The sequence below is a fragment of the Arthrobacter sp. ISL-72 genome, assembly GCF_018613755.1.
Taxonomy (GTDB): domain Bacteria; phylum Actinomycetota; class Actinomycetes; order Actinomycetales; family Micrococcaceae; genus Arthrobacter.
In genome coordinates, this window is record NZ_JAGGPP010000019.1 from 31271 (window position 1) to 55874 (window position 24604).

A 24604-nucleotide genomic window follows, 5' to 3' on the forward strand; every position below is an offset into this window, starting at 1 on the left:
GACCCCACCTTCTTGTGACGGTGTAGTACTCAGCGGACGCTGCGGGCCATTTTCGGTTTCGGATCGAACTTGAGGCCGGCCAGGATCTGTTTTGCAACCCGAAGCTGCAGGCGGCGGCCCACTCCGCCCTTAACCATCCAGGCATACGTGGTGACGACAAACTGCAGCCAGGCAAGCTTGTCATCGTGGTGCCAGCGGTAGGACGATTCGTTGCGGGCCCCGTACAGGAATTTCCAGGCATTGCCGGGCTTCAGGTCGCCAAAGTTCACACCGCGGTTCTCGGGCATGTCATGGGTCACCACGCTGTCGAGGACCTGGACTCCGGGTCCTTCGGCGCTGATCCTCAGGGTGTACTCCATGTCGTCAAACCAGATGAAGTAGTCAACCAGCGGCAGGCCGTACTTTGCAATGGAGCGGCGCGGGATGAGGACGGAGACGAACGAGCAGTTGGTGATGAGAACGTTCCGCTGTCCCTGGGCGATCAGGCGTCCCCAGTCCCAGGTGGCTCCGGCGTTGTTCATTTCGCAGATGGAACCGTCCGTGTAGCGGACCAGGGAGCAGCTGTACGGGACCTTGCGGCCGAGTCCGGCCTCGGCTTCCGCATGGCCGGCAAGGAGCTTCTCCAAGGCGCTTTCCTCGGTGTAGCAATCGTCGTCCATGATCCATACCCAATCAGCACCGCGCTCATAGGCACGCTCCATGCCGGCAGAAAAACCGCCGGCACCGCCGGTGTTGGAATCCAAACGGACGATCTCCACCCGGGGGTCGTCGTCGTAGACGGATAGCAGCTGCGGGGTTGCATCCGTACTCGCGTTGTCGATGACGATCAGCCGGTCAACCGGCCGTGTCTGGGCGAGGATCGAGTCGAGAACCCGTCCGAGCTTGTCAACGCGGTTGTAGGTAACGACTACGGCTGCGACCTGGTCGGTCATGCTTTCCATCCTTCATAAAGTTTTGCAGTCCATTCCCGCGCTTCAGGGAGTTCCTTCAGAGCAGCGATTTTCTGCCTTTGTTCTTCGACAATCTGCTCGCGCAACTCTTCAGAGGCCATGATCGCCTTGGTACGCTCCACAGCTTCCTTGATGAAGGCCAGGGGTTGCCTCGGCACCAGCGCCTTACCGGACACCAGCGAAGCCTGGGAGCCGACGTCGGTCGACAGGACAGCGACATCCAGTGCGGTCGCCTCAAAAGTCGTGAGTGTAAGTCCCTCGTTGTCCGAGGAAATCACCAGCAGGTCCGAGTCAGCCAGTGTGTCGTCCACGGAGTGCGGGGGCTGGCGAAGCTCAAGACAGTCCGTCAGGCCATACTTCCCGACAAGCCGCGAGGTCTCTTCAGCCAGGGCTCCTGATCCGTGCAGGATAAAGCGCACTTCCTGATCGGTGGAGCGCTTGAGCTGTGCTGCGTAGCGGAGAAACAGGTAGGGCCGTTTCTGCTGGCTGAGGCGTCCGACGAAGGACACTGTAAAAGGCCGCCCGGGATGCTTTTCGGCCTTAGGGGCCGGTTCCACTTCATTCAGCCCGTAGAGGGGTGCGAGGGAAACCCGCTCCTTCGGCACATCGCGCTGCAGGACCATGTAGTCCCTTAGCTGGGGCGAGATGACGTGGTGCATGTCGATGGCGTTGGACAGCTTGACGCCCAGTTCCACGAAACCGCCGGTCCGCCATTCAATGACGTGCAGGGAGTCGACCGTCCGGATCCGGGGATCCATGGCCTTGAACCACGGGAGGCGGTGGTAAAGCCACCCGTTGTGGTGGACGTGGATGCCGCGTACCGAGAACTTCGTCAGCAGCGCCAGCAGGAGTTCGGATTCTTCTTCATCCGACATGGGGAGGTTCATGGGCAGGACCAGCGCGCCGTCCAGTTCCGGGCGCACAATCCAGGGGTGGGCCGACTCGCGGTCGGTCAGCACGATCGGCAGGAACCCCGCCTCGCGGGCCAGCGCGATGGTTTCAATCGCCCACCGTTCCGCCCCGCCCATTTCAAGCCAGTGCAGCCCGAAAATAATTGCCGGTTCGCCGTTTTCCGACGGGTTCTGCAGCGGAACAGCGGATTCAATCGGGGCAATCCGCGGCGGCCGGCGGTTCGGCGTGACGCGCTTTTCGTAGTAATCGGTCAGTCCCTGGCGCAAGGCATCGAAAGCGATGGGTGCACCGAATCTGGCCTTGCGCAGCACTTTGGCTTTTCGGCCGGGGCGGTCATAGAACATCGCGCCCCCTTCTGCGCGGTCCCCGCCCAGGTCCAGGACCAAGGGAACGAGCGCCGAATCCACCTCGGCCGTCACGGGAACGGTGCTCTTGACCTGCACCGTGCACACAACCGTCCGGTTCGGCTCCCACTCATGGCGGTGGCAGGCGTAGCCAGTCAGCCGCGGAAATTCGCCGCCGGGCCCGCGGAGCACAATGGCCTTGAACTCGCGTCCAGGCTGGATCAGTGAATGGTAGTTCAGTGCGCCGACAAGCAACCCGGTTTCCCGGTCGGAAAGTCGTGACTCTCCGCCTGCCAGCCCTGAACCGCCGTCGTCTACAACTTCGAAGAGTTTTCGGGCCCTACTCATCTGCACTCCCTACTGCAATCGTGTTCATGTGTGTCAGCTTCGCGTCAGCCTTCGCGGAGAAGACGGACTGCCTCGCTGATAGGCCCGTCTGCGACCTTCTTGCCCTGCCGCAGCACAACGCCCCTGTCACAGACCTTGCTCACCATGTCGAGGTCATGGCTGACCACAACAAGCGTGCAGCCCGACTCCCGGAGCTCCTGGATGCGCGCCAGGCACTTCTTCTGGAAAGGTTCGTCGCCTACCGAAAGGATTTCATCAATCAGGAAAACGTCGGGTTTCGTGTGGACGGCGACTGAAAACGCGAGCCGCAGGAACATGCCGGACGAATAGAACTTCACCTCGGTATCGATGAACTTTCCGATTTCGGAGAATTCGACGATCTCGTCAAAACGCGCTTCGGTTTCCTTCTCGGTCATGCCAAGGAGTACGCCGTTCAGGAACACGTTTTCGCGCCCGGTCAGGTCCGGGTGGAAACCTGCGCCCACTTCAATAAGCCCCGCAACCTTGCCGCGGGTCTTGACGCTTCCCGTATCGGTGCTCATCACGCCGGAGATGAGCTTGAGGAGGGTCGACTTGCCCGAGCCGTTATAGCCCAGCAGCGCCACCGATTCCCCGACGTCAACCGTAACGTCCACCCCGTCCAGCGCCATGAACGTCGACGAAAGGTCTCCGCGGCGTCCCTTGAAGAGCCAGACCACGGTTTCCTTGAGGGACCGCGTGTGCCGGAGATTAAAGCGTTTGGATACTTGGTCAACAACGATTGCTTCTGCAGCCATCACAACTCCTGCGCGAATCTGCCCTCAAGGCGACGGAATACGGTCTGGCCGATTGCGAGGATCACCGCGGAGATCAACAACCCGACCGGCAGCCAGAGGGAAATGAGGTTGTCCGGCATCCTGGCGCCTTCCGCGGCAGTCCGTACTGCCGCCGTCGGCGCCCAGAAGGCGAAGTGGAACAGTTCAACGGCAATGGTCATCGGGTTGAGCTGATAGAAGAAGTAGAACGTCTCCCCCAGCGTGTCCCGGACCAGGTACCAGGCGTAAAGGACAGGCGAGAGCCAGGTGGCCATCATGAGCATCAGGTCAACGATATTTTCAGAGTCCCGGAACATCACGTTGGCGGCGGCAAACAGCAGGCCAAGTCCAAGGGAGAGCAACGCGACAATGACGAAGGCACCGACGGCACCGATTATTTGCACAATGCTCGGGGACCAGCCAAAGAAGAAACAGGCCGTGAGCAGGATCAGGAACTGGGGCAGGAAGTGCACCACCGCCACCCAGACGGATGCCACCGGAAAGAGCTCGCGCGGGAGGAAGATCTTTTTGACCAGGGCCCCGTTCGCAACGACTGACCGGGTTGCGTTGCTGAAGGCTTCGGAAAAGAAGTTCACGAGGATAATGCCCGAGAACATGTAGATCACGAAGTTGGGCTGCTTGTTCAGGCCCAGGAAAACGCCGAGGGCGAAGTAGAAGACGATGAACTGCACGCCGGGCTTGACGTAGCTCCAGAGCAGGCCCAGCACCGAACTTCGGTAGCGGACCTTGAGCTCCTTCCGCACAATGAGCCGGAGCAGTTCACGGCGCCGGAGCACGTCGAGGAGGCCGCCGCCCTTGTCGGGAGCAGCCAACAGCTCAGCGCTCATGCCTCTACCCCTCCGCTTTCAAGCTTTGTTCCAGCCTCGAAATGCGGACGGATCTGGTTCTCAAACATGGTCAGGGCCGACCCGATGGCCATGTGCATGTCCAGGTACTTGTACGTTCCGAGCCTGCCGCCGAACAGGACGTCCTTCTCCGCTGCCGCGAGATCGCGGTACTTGAGCAGGCGTTCACGGTCGGCCGCGGTGTTGATCGGGTAGTAGGGCTCGTCGCCCTTCTCGGCCGCCCGCGAGAACTCCCGCATGATGACGGTCTTCTCGGTCTGGTAGTCGCGTTCCGGGTGGAAGTGGCGGGGTTCGATGATGCGCGTGAAGGGGACATCGTCGTCGTTGTAGTTCACTACCGACGTTCCCTGGAAGTCGCCGACGTCGAGGACTTCCTCTTCGAAGTCGATGGTCCGCCAGGACAGATCGCCTTCAGCGAAGTCGAAGTACCGGTCCACCGGACCGGTGTAGATCACCGGGATGCTGCCGACAACCTTGTTCTTGCTGTATTCGTGCGACTCATCGAAAAAGTCGGTGTTGAGCCGGACCTCGATGTTCGGGTGCTCCGCCATCTTTTCGATCCACGCGGTGTAGCCGTTGGTCGGCAGGCCCTCGTACGTGTCGTTGAAGTAGCGGTTATCGTAGTTGTAGCGCACGGGCAGGCGGGAGATGATCCCAGCGGGCAGGTCCTTCGGATCCGTCTGCCACTGCTTGCCGGTGTAATGCTTGATGAACGCCTCATAGAGCGGACGTCCGATCAACTGGATGCCCTTGTCGTTCAGGTTCTGGGGATCAGTGCCGGCGAGCTCGCCTGCCTGCTCCTTGATGAGGTCCTGCGCCTGCCCGGGAGTCAGGTTGGTGCGGAAGAACTGGTTGATCGTGGCCAGGTTGATCGGCAGCGAGTACACCTCGCCGTTGTGGACGCCGTAGACCTTGTGCACGTATTTGGTGAAGGTCGTGAAGCGGTTGACGTATTCCCAGACCCGTTCGTTGGATGTGTGGAACAGGTGGGCCCCGTAGCGGTGCACCTCGATGCCGGTCTGCTCTTCCTTTTCGCTGTAGGCATTGCCGCCAATGTGGTGGCGGCGGTCGAGGACAACGACCTTCAAGCCCAGCTCGGTGGCGGCCTGTTCTGCGATTGTCAGGCCGAAAAAGCCCGACCCTACGATGACGAGGTCAGCGGTCACAAAATCTCCTGATTCGAATGCGGGCAGCCCAATGTTGAGCATTGGCTGCTGCTCTAGCCTACCCGAGGCTCTGCGGCCCCTTGCGAATCCGCGGTCCGGGCCGGGATTATCCACATAGTGCGTTGAGGGCGGTGCTCGCGGGCCGTGCCCGGCGGTAGCTTGGGCAGAACCCCCTTCCCAACGGAAAGCACGTGATGACGCTCCACTGCACGCTCGTCCGGGGACCCCATGCCACCAGCCCGTGTCCCCCGCTCGAACTCACCGTCGAGGCACCGCACGGCAGCAGCGGGCTCGACGTGCAGCAGGCCATGGAACGGGAGTACAGTGTGGGCGAGCTAACGGTAGGCGGCCTTCCGTTGTCCCGCCTCGTGTTTGGAACGCCGCCACTCATCAGCGGGGCTGTCTTAGTGGACGGGGCAGGAGAGCTCGCCACGGATACCGGGGACACCAAGGGCGCAGCCTTGCTTATCGCCGTGCACAGCGGACCCGCTGCCGGAACTGTGCTGCCCCTGCGGCGCGGCACGTACCGGATCGGCCGGAGCGGCACCGAAATCGCCCTTCCTGATGCTGCCCTTTCCCGCGAGCATGCCAGGCTGGATGTCACCGACACAGCCATCATCATCACCGATCTGGGCAGCATCAACGGAACCCTCGTTGACGGGAAAAGGGTTGGGCAATCCGCGGTGTCGACACGTTCCCTGATCAGCTGCGGCAATTCGACCCTCTCCGTGGTGTCCGGCCCCAATCCGGCAGAACGGCTCCCCGAGTGGGCTGCCGCCGGCTCCAGCGTGGCCGAGCCCATCAAGATCCCGCACCGGGCCGAGGGCGGCAACAGGGGCCTTCTCCTCGTCACTGCGGCCCTGCCCCTCCTTATCGGCGTGGGCCTCGCCGTCATCACGGGGATGTGGATGTTTCTGGCCTTCACTGCGGTTTCCGCGGTCTCCGTGCTCGTTCCCTTGCTGGCCGGCCGCCGCCAGCGTCGCCGGCTGAGGGCATCAGTCGCTGCCGCGGTCGAAGAAGACAAGGAACGACGACGGCGTTCCGCGCCGTCTGCCGCCGAGCTCGTCCTCCGGGGGCAACCGGAACACGCCGGCCCTGGAGGTGTGCCATCTCCCGACGACCAGATCGTGCTGCGCCTCGGGCTTGCCGAACAACAGGCCAACATCAGCCTGGATCCTGCAGAACCCGATTTCGAGGCGCCCACGGTAGGTCTCATGCCTATGACACTCCAATTGTCGGACCTTGCCTCCGTCCGGGGACCGCAGCAGGATGTCGCCGGCCTGGTCCGGTTCATCATCATGCAGCTCACCAGTTTCCGGCCTGCGGAACGGACGCGGATCCTGGTGCATGGGGCGGCCCGGCTCCTGCCCTTGGCCGCCCGTTATCTCCCGCCCGTTGTGCTTTCTTCCAACCCCCGGACAACATTGGACCTGCTGGAGCGGGACGTTGACCGGACACGCGAACGCGGCGTGCTGATCCTCATGGATGGCGGGCCCGGACAAGCCGGAATCCCGGACGTGACCGCCAGCGCAATCAGCCGCGGCTGGCACGTTCTTGACTGCACCAGGGATGGCGCCGCTGACTCCGGCGCTGTCATCGAACTGCGCGGAACTGTCGGCCGGCTATCCGCAGACGCCATAAAGGGCTTCTTCCCCGACCTTGTGCCGGAGCGGGCCTTCGACCGATATTGCCGGAACATGGCTTCGCGGCTTGACGGCAGTCCGACTGCCAAGCCGCTCGTGCCTCAGACTTGCTCCCTGGCGGATCTCCTTCCCGGCTCCGCAACACAGACACCAGCCCGTTGGCATGCAGGGCACCGGCGGCACGGTCTGGCCGTGCCCATCGGGATGGCCGCCCACGGACCCAGGATGCTTGACCTTGACTCGGACGGACCACATCTTCTCGTTGCCGGAACCACCGGTTCCGGAAAATCCGAACTCCTCCGGGGCCTGACGGCCGCGCTGGCCCTCAGCTACCCGCCGGACAAGATCAACTTTCTCTTTTTCGATTTTAAGGGCGGCTCCGGTCTGGGACCGCTGACCGGACTGCCCCATTGCGTAGGCATGCTCACGGACCTCACCCGGAATGAACTGGAGCGCACGCTGACTTCCCTGCGGGCCGAAATCCGGTACCGGGAGGAGTTGCTTTCAGCCGTCCAGGCCCCGGACCTTGCGGGCTACAGGGCGGCCGGCTCCCTCGCCGGGCCACTCCCCCATCTCGTACTTATCATCGACGAGTTCCGCATGCTCGTCGAAGACGCTCCCGAAGCCCTGCGGGAGTTGATGCGGATCGCGGCAATTGGCAGGTCGCTGGGCATACACCTCGTCATGGCAACCCAGCGGCCGCAGGGCGCGCTGACAGCAGACATCCGCGCGAACGTCACTACCAGCATTGCGCTGCGGGTCCAGTCGGAGATGGAATCCGCGGACATCATCAATTCACGGATCGCCGCGGGCATCCCGTTGGGAAGCCCCGGCCGCGCCTATCTCGCGCGCGGGACGGAAGAGCCGGTCGAGTTCCAGACCGCCTCCCTGGCCGGCGCGGCAGCGGCGCTGACCGCTTCCGGCGTCACGATCTGCCTCGCTACAGAAGCTCTGCGGACTGTGTTGGCAGCCCGGGACGGGAACACGGACGCCCCGTTACTGCCTTCTCCGGCCCAGGCTGCCGGGCCCATTGTTGAATCCCTGGTAAAGCTCTGGGCCGGCATGGGAGGGGCAGCGCCCCGCCGCCCTGTGGCAGCGCCGTTGCCGCCGATGATCATCCAGTCTTCCACCGCACCGCCTGCTGACGGCCTGACGGTGTTCCACCAGGAGCAGGACCCGGGGGGAGCCGGCCCGCGCGGTGGCGCTGATCCCGCCGCCTGGTGTGTCCAGCTCGGATTAGTGGACGAGCCGGACCGGCAACGGGTTTCCCGTCTGAGCTGGCGGCCAGGCGACCACGGTCATCTGGCCCTCGTCGGGGGAACAGGCAGCGGGGTGGACGATGCCCTGTCCCTGGCAGTGCAGCAGCTCATGGGACAGGACGCGGAGTCGCACCTCTATATTCTCGATGCCGGCACGTCGTTCAGCTCCGGCCGCGGCCATCCAAGGGTCGGCGCGGTGGCCGGCCCGGACGAACTCCGCCGTGCCGTTCGGATCCTCGAACGAGTTGCCCTCGAACTTTCTCTTCGGCTCAGGCGCCCGACGGACGAACTACCCCCGCCGATTGTCCTCTTGCTCTCAGGTTGGGGTTCCTGGGTTTCTGCGTTCCGGGCGGGGCCGCTGGCCTGGGCGGAAGACCTGGTCCAGGACATCGTCCGTGATGGCGCCGGAGCCGGCATCACAGTGCTCATGTCCGGAGACCGGGAGGTGGTAACCGGCCGGCAGTTCGCAGGTATCCCCAACCGGGCCTACTTCCCGAAAGGCTCAACCGAAGAAAGCCGCCTGGCATGGCCGCGACTCCCGGATGTCCCCCGCATTCGGGGACGTGCGGTGGTGTTCGGCCCGTTCACGGACACCCCGGGATCAGCGGCCCAGTTCTACCTGCCCTGCGAGGAGGCAACTGGAAGCGGAGTCGAGGTGAAGGAACCAGCCGTCAAACCCTTCAGGGTCGAGGCCCTTCCCGCCTACCTGGCCGTGTCCGATGTCCTGGCACGTGCTGCACATACCCCAGCCCCGCCAATGGCAGGGGCTGCCGGCAGCGGCAACAAGGACCGCAGGATAACCGTCGGCCTCGGCGGTGACGAACTTGTGCCCGCCGTCGTCCGGCTCCCGCCGGGAGCCATCCTGCCGGTCCTGGGCGGACCGTCTTCGGGCAGGAGTTCGTTCCTTGCTGCACTTCCGCAGCTGAACCCCCATATTTCCGAATGGCTGGTGCCTGGTCCGGAAAATTCTGCCGACAGCTACTGGGCGGGCGTCCGCGCGAGCGCTGCCGCCGGCACGGTCAACAAGGACGCCGTGCTGCTGGTGGACGACCCCGACACCCTGACGCCGGAAGCCAACCGGCATCTCGCAGACCTCCAGGGCCTCGGGTTTGCGGTGATACTGACCGCCGCTTTCAGCCCGGCGCTGGGCCAACGGGTGCCGCTGGCCGCGCATGCACGCGGAAGCGGCAACGGACTCCTCATCGCCCCGCGAAACATCACGGACGGAGATTTTTTCGGCATTCGTTTTGAGCTGGAGGGGAACCCTCCCCCCGGAAGAGCCGTCCTCATTGCTGACGGCCGTCCAGCGCCCGTCCAGCTGGCAGCCGCATCGGGTTGGACTAAAGGGCCGGGGGCGCCCCGGCTGCACGGGAAGCAAAGCTGATGACCCTCTTGGTGAACAGCAGGACCAATGCAACGGAGGCCGGTACCAGCATGGCTATTCCTGCGGCAACGTAACCGCCGGTCAAGGTCGGAAATCCGATGGTCAGCACGAACAACTGGGCCACCAGGGCTCCCGCCCTCGGCCAGCGGAAACCGCGGAACAGAAAATAGGTAACGGCAAAAAGCCATGCTGCAAAAGAAAGCAGGAGGGCCAGCGTAAAGACCGCACCCCAAAACGAAAGCACCGGAGCTCCCGTGGTCAGCTGGACGGCGTACCAGCCGGCTGCAACCAGGAGAGCCGTCGCTTCAGCGGCGACAATCAGCGACAGGACCATGATCGCCCGCGGCCGCGCCGTCCCGGCCTCCGCCGGAAAAGGGCCGGGTGATGCCCCGGAACCATCGTTTGGGCCGGGTTTGCGCGGCTCAGGGCTGGCATCGGAGTGGTTCTCAGGGGGTCTTGACACACTGGCACCCTACCGGACATAGTCGACTAGCGGGGAGGGCGCTGGCGCTCTATGTGACGTATCGCTCACGCCTAAGAGGCACTTCTTAGACGACTACCCCTTGTTTACACAGCGTTAACATGACACGCTTAATTCAGATGACCAAGGGGACCCAACAGGGTCCCTTTCTTATGTAGCCTCTAGTGAATATTTTCACAAGGGGCTCTCAACGAGTTCCCAGGAATGGAGTGACTGATCAGCATGGATTGGCGTAACCGCGCAGCGTGCCTCGAAAAGGACCCGGAGCTGTTCTTCCCCGTAGGAAACACCGGACCCGCTCTCCTGCAGATCGAGGAAGCCAAGAGTGTGTGCCGCCGCTGCCCCGTGGTGGACACGTGTCTCCAGTGGGCCCTCGAATCCGGACAGGATGCCGGCGTCTGGGGCGGCATGAGCGAGGACGAGCGCCGTGCCCTCAAGCGCCGCGCTGCACGCGCTCGTCGCGCCTCCTGACCCAGCGGCATCGGCCTTACTGAGCAAATAGAAAGCGGCCGCGGACTACAGAGTCCGCGGCCGCTTCCTATTTAAGGGCCTGCTTCTACAAAGGTCCCCACTTTACGGGTTCTTCTCCAGCGGCCCTCGCCTACCGCTTTTGCAGGTTCAGGACGATCTGCACCGCAGTGCCGCCTCCGTCGCGGGGTTTCCAGTGGATGCTCCCGCCGAGTTCGCTGGTGACGAGCGTCCGCACGATCTGCAGGCCGAGGCCTTCCATGTGGGGCGTGTCGGGCAGCCCCACTCCATCATCGGCGACGGTCACGGTCAGGAACTCGTCACCGTCCTCGCCTTCGGAACGGTCGGCCAGAAGCCAGACAGTTCCGGTTCTTCCCTCCAGGCCGTGTTCGACGGCGTTTGTCACCAGTTCGTTGATCACGAGCGCGAGCGGGGTGGCGAAATCGCTGGGCAGCTCACCGAACAGCCCGGAGCGGGCTGTCTTGACCTGCTGGGACGGCGAGGCGACTTCCGCTGACAAACGGAACTGGCGGCCGATCAGCTCGTCGAAGTCCACACTTTGGGTGAGTCCCTGGGACAGGGTTTCGTGGACAAGGGCGATGGTTGCAACCCGCCGCATGGCCTGTTCGAGGCCCTGCTTGGCCTCGTCGCTGACCATCCGGCGCGACTGCATCCGCAAGAGAGCAGCAACGGTCTGCAGGTTGTTCTTCACCCGGTGATGGATTTCCCGGATCGTGGCGTCCTTGGTTACGAGTTCCATTTCCCGGCGCCGCAGCTCCGAGACGTCCCGGCAAAGCACCAGCGCCCCGAATCTCTGCTGCTCGTCCCGCAACGGGATGGCCCGAAGGGACAGGCTTACTCCGCGGGATTCGATTTCACTGCGCCACGGCATCCGGCCGGTGACCACGAGCGGCAGGGTTTCGTCCACCATGCGGCGGTCCCGCAGCAAGCCCGCCGTGACTTCTGCCAGCGACCTGCCTTCCAGGGACTCGCCGTCGCCCAGCCTCCGGAACGCGGAGACGCCATTGGGACTGGCGTATTGCACGATACCGTCAGCGTCGAGCCTGATGAGGCCGTCTCCCACGCGGGGTGCGCCGCGCCGGGAGCCCGTGGGCGACGCAAAATCGGGCCACAGACCGAGGGTTCCCATCCGGAGCAAATCGTAGGCGCATTGCCTGTAGGTCAGCTCGAGCCTGGACGGCATCCGGGAACTGGACAAGTCCATGTGGGTGGTCACGACCGCCAGCGTCCGGCCGTTCCTGACCATGGGAACGGCTTCCACCCGGAGCGCCATGTCGCTGCTCCAGTTGGTTTCACTGGACCGCTCTATGGTGCGGCTGTTCCAGGCCTTGTCCACGAGGGGACGCAGGTCCGACCTGATCCCCTCCCCCACGAAGTCGGCGTGGAACACCGTATGCGTGGTGGAGGGGCGGACATGGGCCAGTGCCACATACCCGAACTCAGGATGCGGAAACCACAATGCAAGGTCCGCGAAGGCAAGGTCGGCGACCATCTGCCAGTCGCCCACCAGGAGGTGCAGCCATTCAGCATCCCCCGGCCCGAAATCAGCATGTTCCCTGATGGGGTCCGTAAAGATTGCCACTACACCTCCAGATTCGACGCTTGGAACGGATCCCTAGCGTCGGACGATTGACCTCAAGAGCCTCAATGCTACCGACAGTGACGCCATATCGTCCGCTTCGAGCGAGTTGACCTCGTCAAACATGCTCTTGGCGCGGCCCAGCTGTTCGGCGTTCAGGCGCTCCCAATCGCGCAACCGGCCCTCCGCCGGGGTTCCCGGGGAGGTCGATTCGAGGACTGACGTAGTGATGTCCGAAATCGTGGAGTAGAGGTCATCGCGAAGGGCAGCGCGTGCCAGGGCCTGCCACCGGTCCCGGCGTGGAAGCTTTGTGATCCGTTCGAGGAGGGAGTCCACGTGGAACCGTGCGAAAACGGTGTAGTACACCTGCGCGATGCTTTCCACCGGCTCCACCTTGTTGTGGGCGATCTTGGCGATATCCAGCAGCACAAAGCTTTCGAACAGTTCGGCCCAGCGATGCGCGAGGTCCTCCGGCAGCTCCCAGCTGCGGGCCTTTTCGAGCCATGACGCCACGCGTTCACGGTCCTCTCCCCGCAGGTAGTCGAGAAGTCGGGCACGCATCGGATCCATGAGCGGCTTGAATTCGCCCACGATTTCGGAAATCGGCCGGGACGTACCACCCTGGCCGAGGAGCCAACGGACGGCACGGTCCAGGAGTCGGCGGATGTCCAGGTGCACGGTGCTCCAGTGCTCCGTGGGGAAGGACGCCGGCAGGTCGTTGAGCTCGCCCACCATGATATCCAGCTCGTAGATCTCGCGGAGGGCGACGAAGGCCTTGGCTACAGCGGCTTCGTTGGCCGACGTCTCTTCAATGGTGCGGAAGGCAAACGTGATGCCACCCAGGTTGATCATGTCGTTGGCAACCACCGTGGCGATGATCTCGCGCCGCAGCGGATGGGTGTCGAGCTCGGCGTCGAACCTTTCCCGAAGCTGCTTGGGGAAATAGGAACGGAGGGTTTGCCTGAACCACGGATCGTCGGCAAGATCGCTCTCCCGCAGTGCCGTTGCGAGTTCAATCTTCGCGTAGGCGGCCAGCACGGAGAGCTCCGGCGAGGTCAGCCCCTGCCCCTGTTCCAGGCGTTCCCGGAGGGTTGCGGTTGTGGGCAGGGCTTCGAGTTCGCGTTTGAGGTCGGCCGATTTTTCCAGCCAGTCCATCAGCCGCTCATAGCTGGGGCTCCACTCCGCAACACGCATGCGGTCGTTGAGGAGCAGGATGTTCTGGTCGATGTTGTCTTCCAGCACGAGCCGGCCGACTTCATCCGTCATGGACGCCAGGAAGTCCGACCGCTCGGCGGCATCGAGCTTGCCAGCGGCGACCATACGGTCAATGAAGATCTTGATGTTGACTTCGTGGTCCGAGCAGTCGACGCCGGCCGAGTTGTCGATGGCGTCCGTGTTCAGGATGACTCCCTGCAAGGCTGCTTCGATCCGTCCGCGCTGGGTCAGGCCCAGGTTTCCGCCTTCTCCGACCACCTTGACGCGAAGATCGCGGCCGTCAACGCGGATTGCGTCGTTGGCCTTGTCCCCCACCTCCGCATGAGTTTCTGTGCTTGCCTTCACGTACGTGCCGATGCCGCCGTTGTACAGCAGGTCGGCGGGCGCGAGAAGAATGGCACGAAGGAGTTCCGGCGGGCTCAGCTCCGTGGTGCCGTCCGGAAGCCCGAGGGCGGCCCGCACCTGATCCGAGACGGGGATGGATTTCGCCTGCCGTCCGAAGACGCCGCCGCCTTCGCTGATGAGGGACTTGTCGTAATCGTCCCAGGAGGACCGGGGCAGGGCGAAGAGACGCTGCCGCTCAGCGTATGATGCGGCCTCGTCTGGAGTCGGATCCAGGAAGATGTGACGGTGGTCGAACGCCGCGATCAGCCGGATGTGCCGGGAGAGCAGCATGCCATTGCCAAAGACGTCCCCGGACATGTCGCCGACGCCCACCACAGTGAACGGCTCCGTCTGGGTATCGAGGTCCAGTTCGCTGAAGTGCCGTTTGACCGATTCCCAGGCGCCCCGTGCGGTGATCCCCATGGCTTTGTGGTCGTAGCCCACCGAGCCGCCGGAAGCGAAGGCGTCCCCCAGCCAGAAACCGTACTCGTCCGAGAGGCCGTTCGCGATATCCGAGAAGGTTGCGGTCCCCTTGTCGGCAGCGACGACAAGGTAGGAGTCGTTGTCATCGTGGCGGACGACGTCGGCCGGCGGAACCACTTCTTCCCCGTCGGCAGTCGTGATCAGGTTGTCGGTGAGGTCCAGCAGCCCGCGGATGAACGTCTTGTAGCTTTCGACGCCCTCCGCCATCCAGGCCGTCCGGTCGGTGGCCGGGTCCGGGAGCTTCTTGGCGAAGAATCCGCCTTTGGCACCGGTTGGGACGATGACAGCATTCTTCACCGTCTGCGCCTTCACAAGGCCGAGGATTTCGGTCCGGAAGTCCTCACGCCGGTCGGACCAGCGCAGCCCGCCGCGGGCCACCTTGCCGAAGCGGAGGTGCACGCCCTCCACCCGTGGCGAGTACACCCAGATTTCAAACATCGGACGCGGAAAGGCAAGCCCGTTGATTGCTGCCGGATTCAGTTTGAAGCTCAGGTACGGCTTCTGCTGGTAGAAGTTGGTGCGAAGCGTGGCCTCCATGAGGTTTGCAAAAGTACGCAGCACACGGTCTGCGTCCAGCGTGGCAACCTGCTCGATGGCAGCCGCCAGCTGTGCCCGGACTGTTGCCAGTCGCTGCGTGCGTGCATCATCCTCGAGGGCAGGGTCGAAGCGCGCCGCGAACAGGGCGCTAAGCGTCCGCGTCACATCCGCATTGGCCAGAAGGGTGTCGGCGATGAAGCCGAAGGAATTGGTGTTGCCCATCTGGCGCATGTACTTGGCGTATGCGCGGAGGACCACAATTTGGCGCCAATGCATGCCCTCGCGCAGGACCAGCCGGTCAAAGCTGTCCGACTCGACGTCACCGGACACGGCGGCCCCGAAGGCTTCCGCAAGCAGCTGGCCCGTTGCGAGCGGATCTACACCGGCGGGGTATTTCAGGCCCAGGTCGTAGAGGAAGTAGTCGCGCTTGTCCGCGGTCTCGATTTCAAAGGGCCGTTCATCTAGCACTTCGAGGCCAAGGTTGTGGAAGTACGGGAGAATCTGGCTCAGGCTTTTCGGTTCCAGCATGTACAGCTTGACGCGCGCATCCTCTTCAAGGGTGGCCCCTGCCCCGTCCGGCAGATACACGTGGACCCCGGGGCGCTCTTGCGGGCCCTTGCCAGCCCGCTCAGCGGCCGCGCCGTACTGCTCAAAGCGGGCAATGTCCGTCAGGGCATCCTCCACCTCATAGTCCACCCGGTAGCTCGCCGGAAAGGCTTCCGCCCAGACAGAAGCAAGCCCCTTGTTGTCGCCATTCCCGGCGCTGGCGCGAAGCACTTCCGTGATGCCTTCGCTCCACGAACGCGCCGCCCGGACAAGCCGCTTCTCCAGCTCTTCGGTGTTGACGTCACTGACGTCGGCATCCTTCGGCAGCCGGATTCGGAAGAACAGCCTTGCCAGCGCGGATTCCGTCATCCTGGCTTCGTAGTCGATGGAGACGGCGTGGAAGATCTCGTGCAGTTCCTGCTCGATGCGGAGGCGGACGTTTGTCGTGTACCGGTCCCTGGGAAGGTACACGAGCGCGGACATGAACCGGCCGTAAATGTCGGGCCTGAGGAAGAGCCGCGTGCGTCGCCGTTCCTGCAGCCGCTGGATGCCGGTTGCCGTGGCTGCGAGGTCGGAGACTTCGATCTGGAACAACTCATCCCGGGGGTACGTTTCGAGAATTCCCAGCAGGTCTTTGCCGGAGTGGGAGTGCGGCGGGAACCCCGCTTCGCGCAGCACAGCTTCGACCTTCTCGCGGACGATCGGAATGTTCCTGACGGAGCCGGCGTAGGCACTGGTGGCGAAGAGGCCAATGAAACGCTGTTCACCGTTGACATTTCCGGCGGCATCGAAACTCTTGACGCCAATGTAGTCGAGGTACGCCGGGCGGTGCACGGTGGAGCGGGAATTCGCTTTGGTGATGACCAGGGCGCGCTTTTCACGCGCCTTCTTTCGGCCGGCGACGGTGAGGTGTTGAACGTGGTGTCCGTCCGCCCCGCTACGCAGCAGTCCCAGGCCACTGTCCTCCCGGAGTTCGAGGACGTCTTCGCCGGCCTCGTTGACGAGGTCATATTCGCGGTAACCGAGGAAGGTGAAGTTGCCTTCGTCGAGCCATCGGAGAAGGTCCTGGGCCTGGCGCAGCTCCTCGATCTGCGAGGCGTTGGCCACCTTGTCCAGGTCCTGGGCTATCTGCAGGGCCTTGTTGCGCATCTTCGGCCAGTCCTCGACAGCCGCACGAACGTCCCCGAGCACGCGTTGGAGGCCTTCGATCAGCCGCTGGTGTGCTTCCTCGCCGGCCGGGTCGATTTCCACCGCGATCCAAGACTCCATGTGCGAGGCGTTATCTCCCTGGGCAATCAGATGGGACAGGCTCGGCATGGCCGCGGTGTCACCGCTGGAAATGCCGATGCTTGAGGGGACCCTGTCCACCTTGACCAGCCGCGCTGTTTCCCGGTTGCGGGTGACAACGAACAGCGGGTGAAGGACAAGGTGGATTGCCGAGTTCTGCCGAACGAGTTCGGCGTTGACCGAATCCACCAGGAACGGCATGTCGTCCGTGACAATGTAAACGACGCTTTGGTCGGGTTCGTCAACGATTTTGATGTTGGCCGTGCCCGGAACACGGAGAGCCGCCACTTCTCGGTGGGTTTCGGCGCGGGAGGCCAGGACATCCGGCGAATACGCCCGGAAATCCTCCTCCGCGAGGTGCTCGTAATAGTCCCGGAGGAACCCTTCACGGGCTCCTGACACAACGGACTGATCCTCCACGCTGGACCCAGACGACATCGACAAACGCCTCCATCAGAAGTTCATAGCTGCCTCTTTGCAGCCCTTATGGCGAGCCTAGCCCTTTAGGCGACGCTTCGCTGTGGAAGAAAAAACAGAGGATCGCCGTTTTTGCTGGGCAGGTGCACAAACCACATTGGAGAGTGCAAGGCGGAGCGCGGATTCGGGTGCTGCCTCGAGCAGAAGGCTGCCGGACAACAAGGCCGAGTCGGTGGCTGCGCCGTCCGAGGGCAGGAAGGCTGCAATGCCCTCGGCAGGCCCGTACCTTTCCCAGGCTTCCCTGAGCTGTCGTTCGGGGAAGCGTCCGGCCGCTGATGCGCGAACTTTATTCAGGATGACCCGCGGTGACGCCTGCGGCACGGCGGCCTCAAGCTCGGACAGGCCCCGGACCAGCCGCGGCACCCCAATTGAGTCTGCCGATCCTACGGCATATACGGTATCGGCGAGTTCGAGGCTCCGGAGCGTGGCCGCGTTCCTGCGCGGAGCCATGGTGTCAAAACTCAGTTCCTCGTCCGCCTCAAGGCAGAATCCGGTGTCCACCACGATGTAGTCCGCCATCTCCCGCGCTTTCTCAAGCACCACGCCGAGGGCGGATGCCCGCAGCTCGGTCCATCGGTCGGCGCGGGTGATCCCGGTCAGGACGCGGAGCCTACCGGCCTTGAGGACTATGGGAGCGGCAATCTTCAGTAGTGCGTCGGCATCCAGTTGCCCCAGGTCAGCCAGCCTGCAGGCCTGCGCCAGCCCGGCTGACTCGTCCAGCAGGCCCAGCAATCCCGCTACGCTCGCCCCGTAGGTGTCAGCGTCGACGAGGAGCACCGAATTGCCTGCTGCCGCCAATTCTCCGGCAATGTTGGCCGCCACAAGCGTTCGTCCGGGAGAGCCGGCCGGACCCCAGACAGCAAGGACCTTTCCGGCACCGGCCGGCTCGGCCGGCCCGTCATCATCGGCACCTGCCACGGTACGGATGGCTGCGCCTGTGTCCGCAAGTCCGCTGCCCTCCGGCTGAAACGGCCCGGGGAGGACGCGCCGGCCGACGGCCCCCGAGATCCTGCCGGCGAGCGCCGCTGAATCCACTCCCGCCGGTGCCGTGGTGACACCGATAGCAGTCAGCCTTGCGGTTTCTGCAGCACTGTCCGTTAAGGCAACGATCACGACTCCCACCGCGGTGAGCCGGTCTACCAGCGACGCAGTCAATTCGTCACTGCCTTCGGCAACGACGGCGGCCCGCGCAAGCCCGCTCTGGCAGGCGGCCAAAAGCTCAGTCAGCTCCGAGCATCTCCGCACGACGGTGACCGGACCATGCAGGCGCTCCAAGCCCCCGACCAGGTCTTCCCGGGATTGCCCGACCGTGACTACCGGAATACTCATCGGGTTCCGCCGCCAGGGTTCCAGACGACAGAGATCTTGGCCTTGTTCGCTTGCGCACCAAGCAGTTTGGGCATCTGCTCGTCCGTGACAAGTACCAGGACCACAGTGGAACGGGAAGATCCGAGTATGGTTGATCCGGGAGTGACTTCAGCAATCTCGGCACCCGGAAGTAGCAGCTTCGGCTCACTGAATCCGTTGCGGGAATCAGGCAGTGCGACCCAGACGTCCACGCGCGACCCGGCTGCCGCCTGTTCGGGAAGGGCTTCATCTATGGTGATGGCTACCGGCTTGCGGTTCAGGGCGTCAGGTTTGCCAAGGCTTCCCCGCGGGACGAGCTCGTCAGCACCGATCCGCTGCACGGCGACCATGCCTTCCGGAAGTCCGGCTTCGGCGGTGACATAGTGCGGTTCCACGTCGCCAAGCCTGACTTTGACCCGATGGACGCTTTCAGCGGTCAGCATCTCGCCAACGGCAATCGGCCCCTTGGCTGCGTACACCTCGGTGGTCCGGTCCGCAGCACCGACCAGCGACACAACACCTGCTACCGAGGCCAGGACCAGCAAAAAGCCCAGTAGGAGCCGGGGATCCTTCCAAGACGGCTTTTTCAGCCTGGCCCCTGCGGGTGACGTACTTGAACTCATCCGTTAGCTCCCCCCAATCGGCGCTGACCGGACTGGTACATGCGCCGGACCCCCTCATTGTTACGGCAAAACAGCCGGATCGAAAGTCAAAGGGACAAACTACGCCAAACTGTGGATAACCGCATCACCTGGCCACACTGGTGGCAAAATAGGAACATGCCCCGATTTCTAACTCTCGCAGACGTAGCGGAACAGCTGCAGATCAATTCCCCTGCCGCCTACGCACTCGTCCGAAGCGGCGAACTCAAAGCCATCCAGGTGGGTGGCCGCGGTCAATGGCGCGTCGAAGAAAAGATGTTGGAACAGTACATCGAAGAGCGTTACGCGGAGGCAGACCGGATGATTCAGCAAACGAAGTCCAAGTCCGTCTGACCCGGCTCGAGCCTCTTTCACAGAGCCGCGCTGCGTATGGACCGCAGTGCTCGGAGCGAGGCAAAAGGCACCGATGCCACCTGGCTGACATTGGCGGCGCGGCGGGCCTCTCCTGACCTGGTTATGGCCAGGTCAAAATAGTCGCGGCCTACGCGGTCGATGACGCCGCTCAGACCGGCCCCTCCTTGCGTGCCTCCCATAAGGAACACCGCCAGCTCCGCCCTGTCACGGGCGAAGCCGCGCAGTGAACTGGCAAGCCCCAGTTTTCGCCGGACTGACGACTGCTCCGTCAACGCCAGCCTCCCCAGGCCCTGGTACCTGGAAACAGCCGCGTACGGAATCAACACCTGGTGATGATGCTCGTCGAGTACGAGGCTTTCGCCCCCGACATGACTCAACGTGCCTTCGAATACTGCGTCTGATCCCAGGTGAACACCCACCCTGAGGCCCAGGGAGCCACGGAGCCTGTCTGCCAATTCCACGCCGGCAATGTCCGTCCGGGACCGCTCGGCAATTTCCGACTCACGTGCCAGGCGGTCACCGGACGCCAGCTCTGCCTCCATGTCCCCGAACAGGGCATCCCAACGCATGCCGCAAATCTAGGCCTGGCCCGCCCCGGGGTCAATGCCCAGTCGGGAGGGAAACCAAAAACAAATCACTGGACAAAACTCGGGTAGTGAGTTCAAACTGAGGTGAGATTCATCAAACAGCATCAAATGACACCAAAAACTCCGGGGGTGGGGCATGGAGATTTCCCGAGGCAAACTACTAGGCTCTGACGCAGCGCTGGCGCTGGCAATTCTGCTTCTTGGCTTCTTTTTGGCCGCCACAGGTTCCTCGTTGACGGAGCGATGGCAGCGCTCATCTGCGAGGTCCCAGTCCGTGGCGTTTGAAGACTTGCTGGGATTTATCGTGAACACACTAGGCCTCATCATCGTTGCCTGGTGGTTCCTGTCAATGCTCATTGCAGTAGCGTCCGCCGCCCTCCAGCGCACTGGAAAAGGCCGGGCCGCCGAAATCACGGGAAAGTTCAGCCCTGTGTTTATGCGCCGGATCGCGCTCGCCGCAGTCGGACTGCAGCTGATCGGCGCGCCGCTTGCCCAGGCCGCTACGGATCCCTCGAACCCCCGCTGGAATGAAACTTCCAACCCGGCAGCAATAGCAGCAGTGTGGACACCCACTCCACAGGAGGCTGCTGGGGTCAACTCCGGCCCAACCCCCGGCGGGTCCGGCAGCCTCGGGAACGGCAGCAGCGGGCACGGCAATACCGTACCCATTTCCGCCTTGACGGCGGCCCCAAATTCCGGCGGCGGTACGGATCCGCGGTGGAAACCCGATAGCCCTGTGGTAGATCCGGGACCCCTGGCCGCACAACCTGTGAGGTCCGGCCGTCAACAGCCGGTTGACGACGAAGGGCACGTCACGGTGGTGGCCGGGGATTCCCTTTGGAGCATTGCCGCCAGGGCGCTGGGCGGCTCGTCCGCATCCGATCTCGACATCGCCTTGGAGTGGCCGCGCTGGTATCAGGCCAACCGCACCGTTGTGGGAGATAACCCGGATGTTCTTCTTCCGGGACAGGTCCTCAAACCTCCGTCCCGGTCGTAGACCGTCCCTATCCGCAGTTTCAGATATCAGTCACCAATCAGAGGAAACGTCATGAGCGCATTGCACCTGGTTCCCACAACGCCGGCCTCGGAACCCCCCGTCCCCGGTGTTCCGCCGGCACGCCGCCTGACAGCCGTCCCGGCAACGGTCAGCAGTCCCCCTCATGCCCTGCCGGCCGACGTTCGGCAAACGCCGGGCCGGGCCACCCCGGGCGAATCCGTCCAGTCCCAGCCGTCCCTAAGGGCCGTGGGTGAGACCAGGGAAATCTGCGCGATTACCCGGGGCACGGTGCAGGCCGCGATCGAGGTGCTGGCCGGAACGCGCCCCCTCCAGCAACTCTCCCGGCGCCTTGACCCGCGTTGCCTTGCCTCCCTGCAGCACCGGGCCGCCCTGACCCGCCGGCTTGCCGCAGGCTCAGCACCGACTGCCGGCCGTCTGCACCGTAACCCCACGGTCCGGTCGGTCCGCGCGTGCGAAGTTGCGTCCGGGATCTATGAAGCCAGCGCCGTCGTCGTGGACGAACTGAGGGTGCGTGCGGTGGCCGTAAGACTCGAGCGCAGCAACCAGGTGTGGCGGATCACGGCTCTTGAGATCGGCTAAACAAACGATTCAGAGCATCGCCAGGCTGTATGAAAGCGTCGCCCCAGGGGAGCGTGGGCCGTGCACGGATGTGAGTGAGGACCGGAAGAAGTCTTCCGGTCCTCACCATGTTCAGCCTGCTGCCGCTCCTAGCAGCCGGCGATTCCTAGCGCTTCTTCTTTTTGGGGCTGGACTTACGGGCGCCGTCCTGGGCGGCAGCCTTCGCCGGATTTCCCGAACGCCCGGAAGACCTTCCCTCCACGCGCGTCTGGCTGGCCCCGTCTTCGCCCGGCGCCGTGTACTGCAGCTGGGCGGGTTTCTCCGGAGCTTCGAGCCCGGCCGCACGGACCTGCGGCTCATGGTGCTCCGTGTGCTCCCCGGTGCTGTCGGCAACCAGGACGTCCTCTGCGGGAGTCACCTCGACCTCAAGGTTGAAGAGGAAACCGACGCTTTCTTCCCTAATGGCCTCCATCATGGCCTGGAACATGATGAAGCCTTCGCGCTGGTATTCAACCAGCGGATCGCGCTGTGCCATCGCCCGGAGGCCGATGCCTTCCTTCAGGTAGTCCATCTCGTAGAGATGTTCCTGCCACTTCCGGCCGATCACGGACAGCACCACGCGGCGTTCAAGCTCGCGCATGCTCTCGGAGCCGATGGCTTCTTCCCGGGCCTGGTAGACGAGACGGGCGTCGGAAAGAATCTCTTCCTTCAGGAAGTCCACGGTGATACGGGACTTGCCGCCCGCTTCGTCGATGATGTCGTGCGAGGTGATGCTGACCGGGTAGAGCGTCTTGAGGTTCGTCCAGAGCTGGTTGAAGTCCCAGTCGTCGCCCGTGCCTTCTGCCGTGGCCTCGTCGATCAGGGCCGTGATGGTGTCTTCGAGGAAGAACTGCACTTTCTCGTGCAGGTCGTCACCCTCAAGGATGCGGCGGCGGTCACCGTAGATGGCTTCACGCTGGCGGTTGAGGACGTCGTCATACTTGAGGACGTTCTTGCGCTGTTCCGCGTTGCGGCCTTCCACCTGGCCCTGGGCGGAGGCAATGGCGCGCGACACCAGCTTCGATTCAAGTGCGACGTCGTCCGGCACGGAGCTGTTCATGAGCCGCTCGGCCGCGCCCGAATTGAACAAGCGCATGAGGTCATCGGTCAGGGAAAGGTAGAAGCGCGATTCTCCCGGGTCGCCCTGGCGTCCGGAGCGTCCGCGCAGCTGGTTGTCGATGCGGCGGGACTCGTGGCGTTCGGTTCCGAGAACGTAGAGTCCGCCCAGGTCCAGCACTTCCTCATGCTCGTCCTTGACGGCCTGCTTGGCTGCTTCGAGCGCCCCAGGCCACGCGGCCTCGTATTCTTCCGAGTTTTCTTCCGGATCGAGACCTTTTGCAGCCAGTTCCGCGACCGCAGTGAATTCGGCGTTACCGCCCAACATGATGTCCGTGCCGCGGCCGGCCATGTTCGTGGCGACGGTCACGGCGCCCTTCCGGCCGGCCTGGGCCACGATGGCGGCTTCACGGGCGTGGTTCTTGGCGTTCAGGACCTCGTGCCGGATGCCTTCCTTCGCCAGCAACCGGGAGAGGTATTCGCTTTTTTCCACGCTGGTGGTGCCCACCAGCACCGGCTGGCCTTTTTCGTGCCGCTCGGCGATGTCCTTGACGACGGCGTCGAACTTGACCGTCTCGTTCTTGTAAACAAGGTCCGACTGGTCGGTGCGCTGCATGTCCCGGTTGGTGGGGATGGCCACCACGCCGAGCTTGTAGGTGCTCATGAACTCGGCAGCTTCGGTCTCGGCGGTGCCGGTCATGCCGGAAAGCTTGTTGTACATGCGGAAGTAGTTCTGCAGCGTGACGGTGGCCAGGGTCTGGTTCTCCGCCTTGATCTCGACGCCTTCCTTGGCCTCGATTGCCTGGTGCATCCCCTCGTTGTAGCGCCGGCCCGCCAGGATGCGGCCCGTGTGTTCATCAACGATCAGCACTTCGCCGTCGAGGATGACGTAGTCCTTGTCCCGCTTGAAGAGCTCCTTGGCCTTGATGGCGTTGTTGAGGAAGCCGATCAGCGGCGTGTTGGCGGATTCGTAGAGATTGTGGATGCCGAGGTAGTCCTCGACCTTCTCGATGCCAGCTTCGAGCACGCCGACGGTGCGCTTTTTCTCGTCCACCTCGTAGTCGGTGTCGGGCTGAAGGCGCAGGACCACTTTCGCGAACTCGCTGTACCAGCGGTTGGTGTCGCCCTGGGCCGGACCGGAAATGATGAGCGGGGTACGGGCCTCGTCAATGAGGATGGAGTCCACTTCGTCAACAATCGCGAAGTGGTGGCCGCGCTGGACAAGTTCCGATTGGTCCCAGGCCATGTTGTCGCGCAGGTAGTCGAAGCCGAATTCGTTGTTGGTGCCGTAGGTGATGTCCGCGGCGTACTGCTCGCGGCGCACGGCGGGGTCCTGGTTGGACAGGATGCAGCCGCTGCTTAGGCCGAGGAAACGATAGACGCGGCCCATCAGGTCCGACTGGTATTCGGCGAGGTAGTCGTTCACGGTGACGACATGGACGCCCTTGCCGGCGAGGGCATTGAGGTAGGCCGGAGCAGTGGCCACCAGGGTCTTGCCTTCACCGGTCTTCATTTCGGCAATGTTGCCCAGGTGAAGCGCGGCGCCACCCATCAGCTGGACGTCGAAGTGGCGCATTCCCAGAGTCCGGGAAGATGCTTCCCGGACGGCGGCGAAAGCCTCCGGCAGAAGGTCTTCCAGTTTCTCGCCGTCCTGGTGCCGTTCCCGGAGCCGGTCGGTTTCTTCACGCAGTTCGGCGTCCGTGAAGGTCTTGAGGGAGCTCTCCAGGGCATTGATGGAATCGGCATAGTTCCTCAATTGCCTTAGGGTTTTTTTGTCACCCGTACGGAGAAGTTTTTCGATAAGTGATGCCACGTGAAGTTGCTCCCAGTCTCAAGCTG

General features: G+C 63.4%; 17 protein-coding genes. 5 read left to right on the forward strand and 12 right to left on the reverse strand.

The genetic code is table 11. The features are described from left to right. Positions 1-29: 29 nt before the first annotated feature. From J7I92_RS16290 to glf, 5 genes are read right to left on the reverse strand one after another with little or no spacing between them, the layout of a single operon-like run. Positions 30-932, reverse strand: a complete 903-nt coding sequence (locus tag J7I92_RS16290; RefSeq protein WP_214842196.1) for a glycosyltransferase family 2 protein — start codon at positions 930-932, stop codon at positions 30-32. Further along, complete coding sequence (locus J7I92_RS16295) at positions 929-2554, reverse strand: glycosyltransferase (protein WP_214842198.1); 1626 nt, start codon at positions 2552-2554, stop codon at positions 929-931. Before J7I92_RS16295 ends, J7I92_RS16290 begins: the two co-directional genes overlap by 4 nt. Positions 2555-2598: 44 nt before the next feature. After that, entirely contained in the window at positions 2599-3330 is a 732-nt protein-coding gene (locus tag J7I92_RS16300) for an ABC transporter ATP-binding protein (protein ID WP_214842200.1), read from the reverse strand. Continuing rightward, positions 3330-4196: an ABC transporter permease gene (locus J7I92_RS16305; protein ID WP_214842202.1), complete on the reverse strand. Its 867-nt coding sequence runs from the start codon at positions 4194-4196 to the stop codon at positions 3330-3332. The genes J7I92_RS16300 and J7I92_RS16305 overlap by 1 nt, the downstream gene beginning before the upstream one ends. Further along, positions 4193-5380, reverse strand: a complete 1188-nt coding sequence (glf, locus tag J7I92_RS16310) for a UDP-galactopyranose mutase (protein WP_214842204.1) — start codon at positions 5378-5380, stop codon at positions 4193-4195. The genes J7I92_RS16305 and glf overlap by 4 nt, the downstream gene beginning before the upstream one ends. A gap of 194 nt (positions 5381-5574) precedes the next feature. Between glf and J7I92_RS16315 the strand changes: the two genes are divergently transcribed. Then, positions 5575-9666 (forward strand): FtsK/SpoIIIE domain-containing protein, encoded by a 4092-nt coding sequence (locus J7I92_RS16315; protein ID WP_214842327.1) that lies wholly within the window; start codon positions 5575-5577, stop codon positions 9664-9666. Here J7I92_RS16315 and J7I92_RS16320 read toward each other — a convergent pair. After that, entirely contained in the window at positions 9623-10129 is a 507-nt protein-coding gene (locus J7I92_RS16320) for a hypothetical protein (RefSeq protein ID WP_396020404.1), read from the reverse strand. The two genes, J7I92_RS16315 and J7I92_RS16320, sit on opposite strands and share 44 nt — an antisense overlap. A 240-nt stretch (positions 10130-10369) precedes the next feature. Between J7I92_RS16320 and J7I92_RS16325 the strand changes: the two genes are divergently transcribed. Beyond that, on the forward strand, positions 10370-10618 hold the full coding sequence (locus J7I92_RS16325; RefSeq protein WP_015937605.1) for a WhiB family transcriptional regulator: 249 nt from the start codon (positions 10370-10372) through the stop codon (positions 10616-10618). Positions 10619-10748: 130 nt separating this feature from the next. Here the strand turns inward: J7I92_RS16325 and J7I92_RS16330 are convergent, their stop codons facing one another. Genes J7I92_RS16330 through J7I92_RS16345 form a run of 4 tightly spaced genes read right to left on the reverse strand, consistent with a single transcriptional unit; the run spans position 10749 to position 19114 of the window. Further along, positions 10749-12218, reverse strand: coding sequence for a sensor histidine kinase (locus J7I92_RS16330; RefSeq protein ID WP_214842206.1), 1470 nt, complete (start codon positions 12216-12218; stop codon positions 10749-10751). Positions 12219-12251: 33 nt separating this feature from the next. Beyond that, positions 12252-17105, reverse strand: coding sequence for an NAD-glutamate dehydrogenase (locus tag J7I92_RS16335; RefSeq protein ID WP_214842208.1), 4854 nt, complete (start codon positions 17103-17105; stop codon positions 12252-12254). A 57-nt stretch (positions 17106-17162) separates the two neighbouring features. After that, positions 17163-18473 (reverse strand): chromosome partitioning protein, encoded by a 1311-nt coding sequence (locus tag J7I92_RS16340; RefSeq protein ID WP_214842210.1) that lies wholly within the window; start codon positions 18471-18473, stop codon positions 17163-17165. Beyond that, positions 18470-19114 (reverse strand): SAF domain-containing protein, encoded by a 645-nt coding sequence (locus J7I92_RS16345; protein WP_214842212.1) that lies wholly within the window; start codon positions 19112-19114, stop codon positions 18470-18472. The genes J7I92_RS16340 and J7I92_RS16345 overlap by 4 nt, the downstream gene beginning before the upstream one ends. 156 nt (positions 19115-19270) lie before the next feature. Between J7I92_RS16345 and J7I92_RS16350 the strand changes: the two genes are divergently transcribed. Beyond that, positions 19271-19486, forward strand: a complete 216-nt coding sequence (locus tag J7I92_RS16350) for a helix-turn-helix domain-containing protein (protein WP_209743503.1) — start codon at positions 19271-19273, stop codon at positions 19484-19486. A gap of 17 nt (positions 19487-19503) precedes the next feature. On the opposite strand, the gene J7I92_RS16355 is transcribed toward J7I92_RS16350, so the two are convergent. Further along, positions 19504-20076, reverse strand: a complete 573-nt coding sequence (locus J7I92_RS16355; RefSeq protein WP_214842215.1) for a hypothetical protein — start codon at positions 20074-20076, stop codon at positions 19504-19506. 322 nt (positions 20077-20398) lie between these two features. Between J7I92_RS16355 and J7I92_RS16360 the strand changes: the two genes are divergently transcribed. Both J7I92_RS16360 and J7I92_RS23980 read left to right on the forward strand, forming a co-directional pair. After that, positions 20399-21091 (forward strand): LysM peptidoglycan-binding domain-containing protein, encoded by a 693-nt coding sequence (locus J7I92_RS16360; RefSeq protein WP_214842216.1) that lies wholly within the window; start codon positions 20399-20401, stop codon positions 21089-21091. Positions 21092-21142: 51 nt separating this feature from the next. Then, the gene (locus J7I92_RS23980) at positions 21143-21691 is read left to right on the forward strand and encodes an Rv3235 family protein (protein ID WP_251040033.1); all 549 of its coding nucleotides are present in this window, start codon (positions 21143-21145) and stop codon (positions 21689-21691) included. A gap of 145 nt (positions 21692-21836) precedes the next feature. On the opposite strand, the gene secA is transcribed toward J7I92_RS23980, so the two are convergent. Further along, positions 21837-24578 (reverse strand): preprotein translocase subunit SecA, encoded by a 2742-nt coding sequence (secA, locus tag J7I92_RS16370; RefSeq protein WP_214842218.1) that lies wholly within the window; start codon positions 24576-24578, stop codon positions 21837-21839. Positions 24579-24604: the final 26 nt, after the last annotated feature.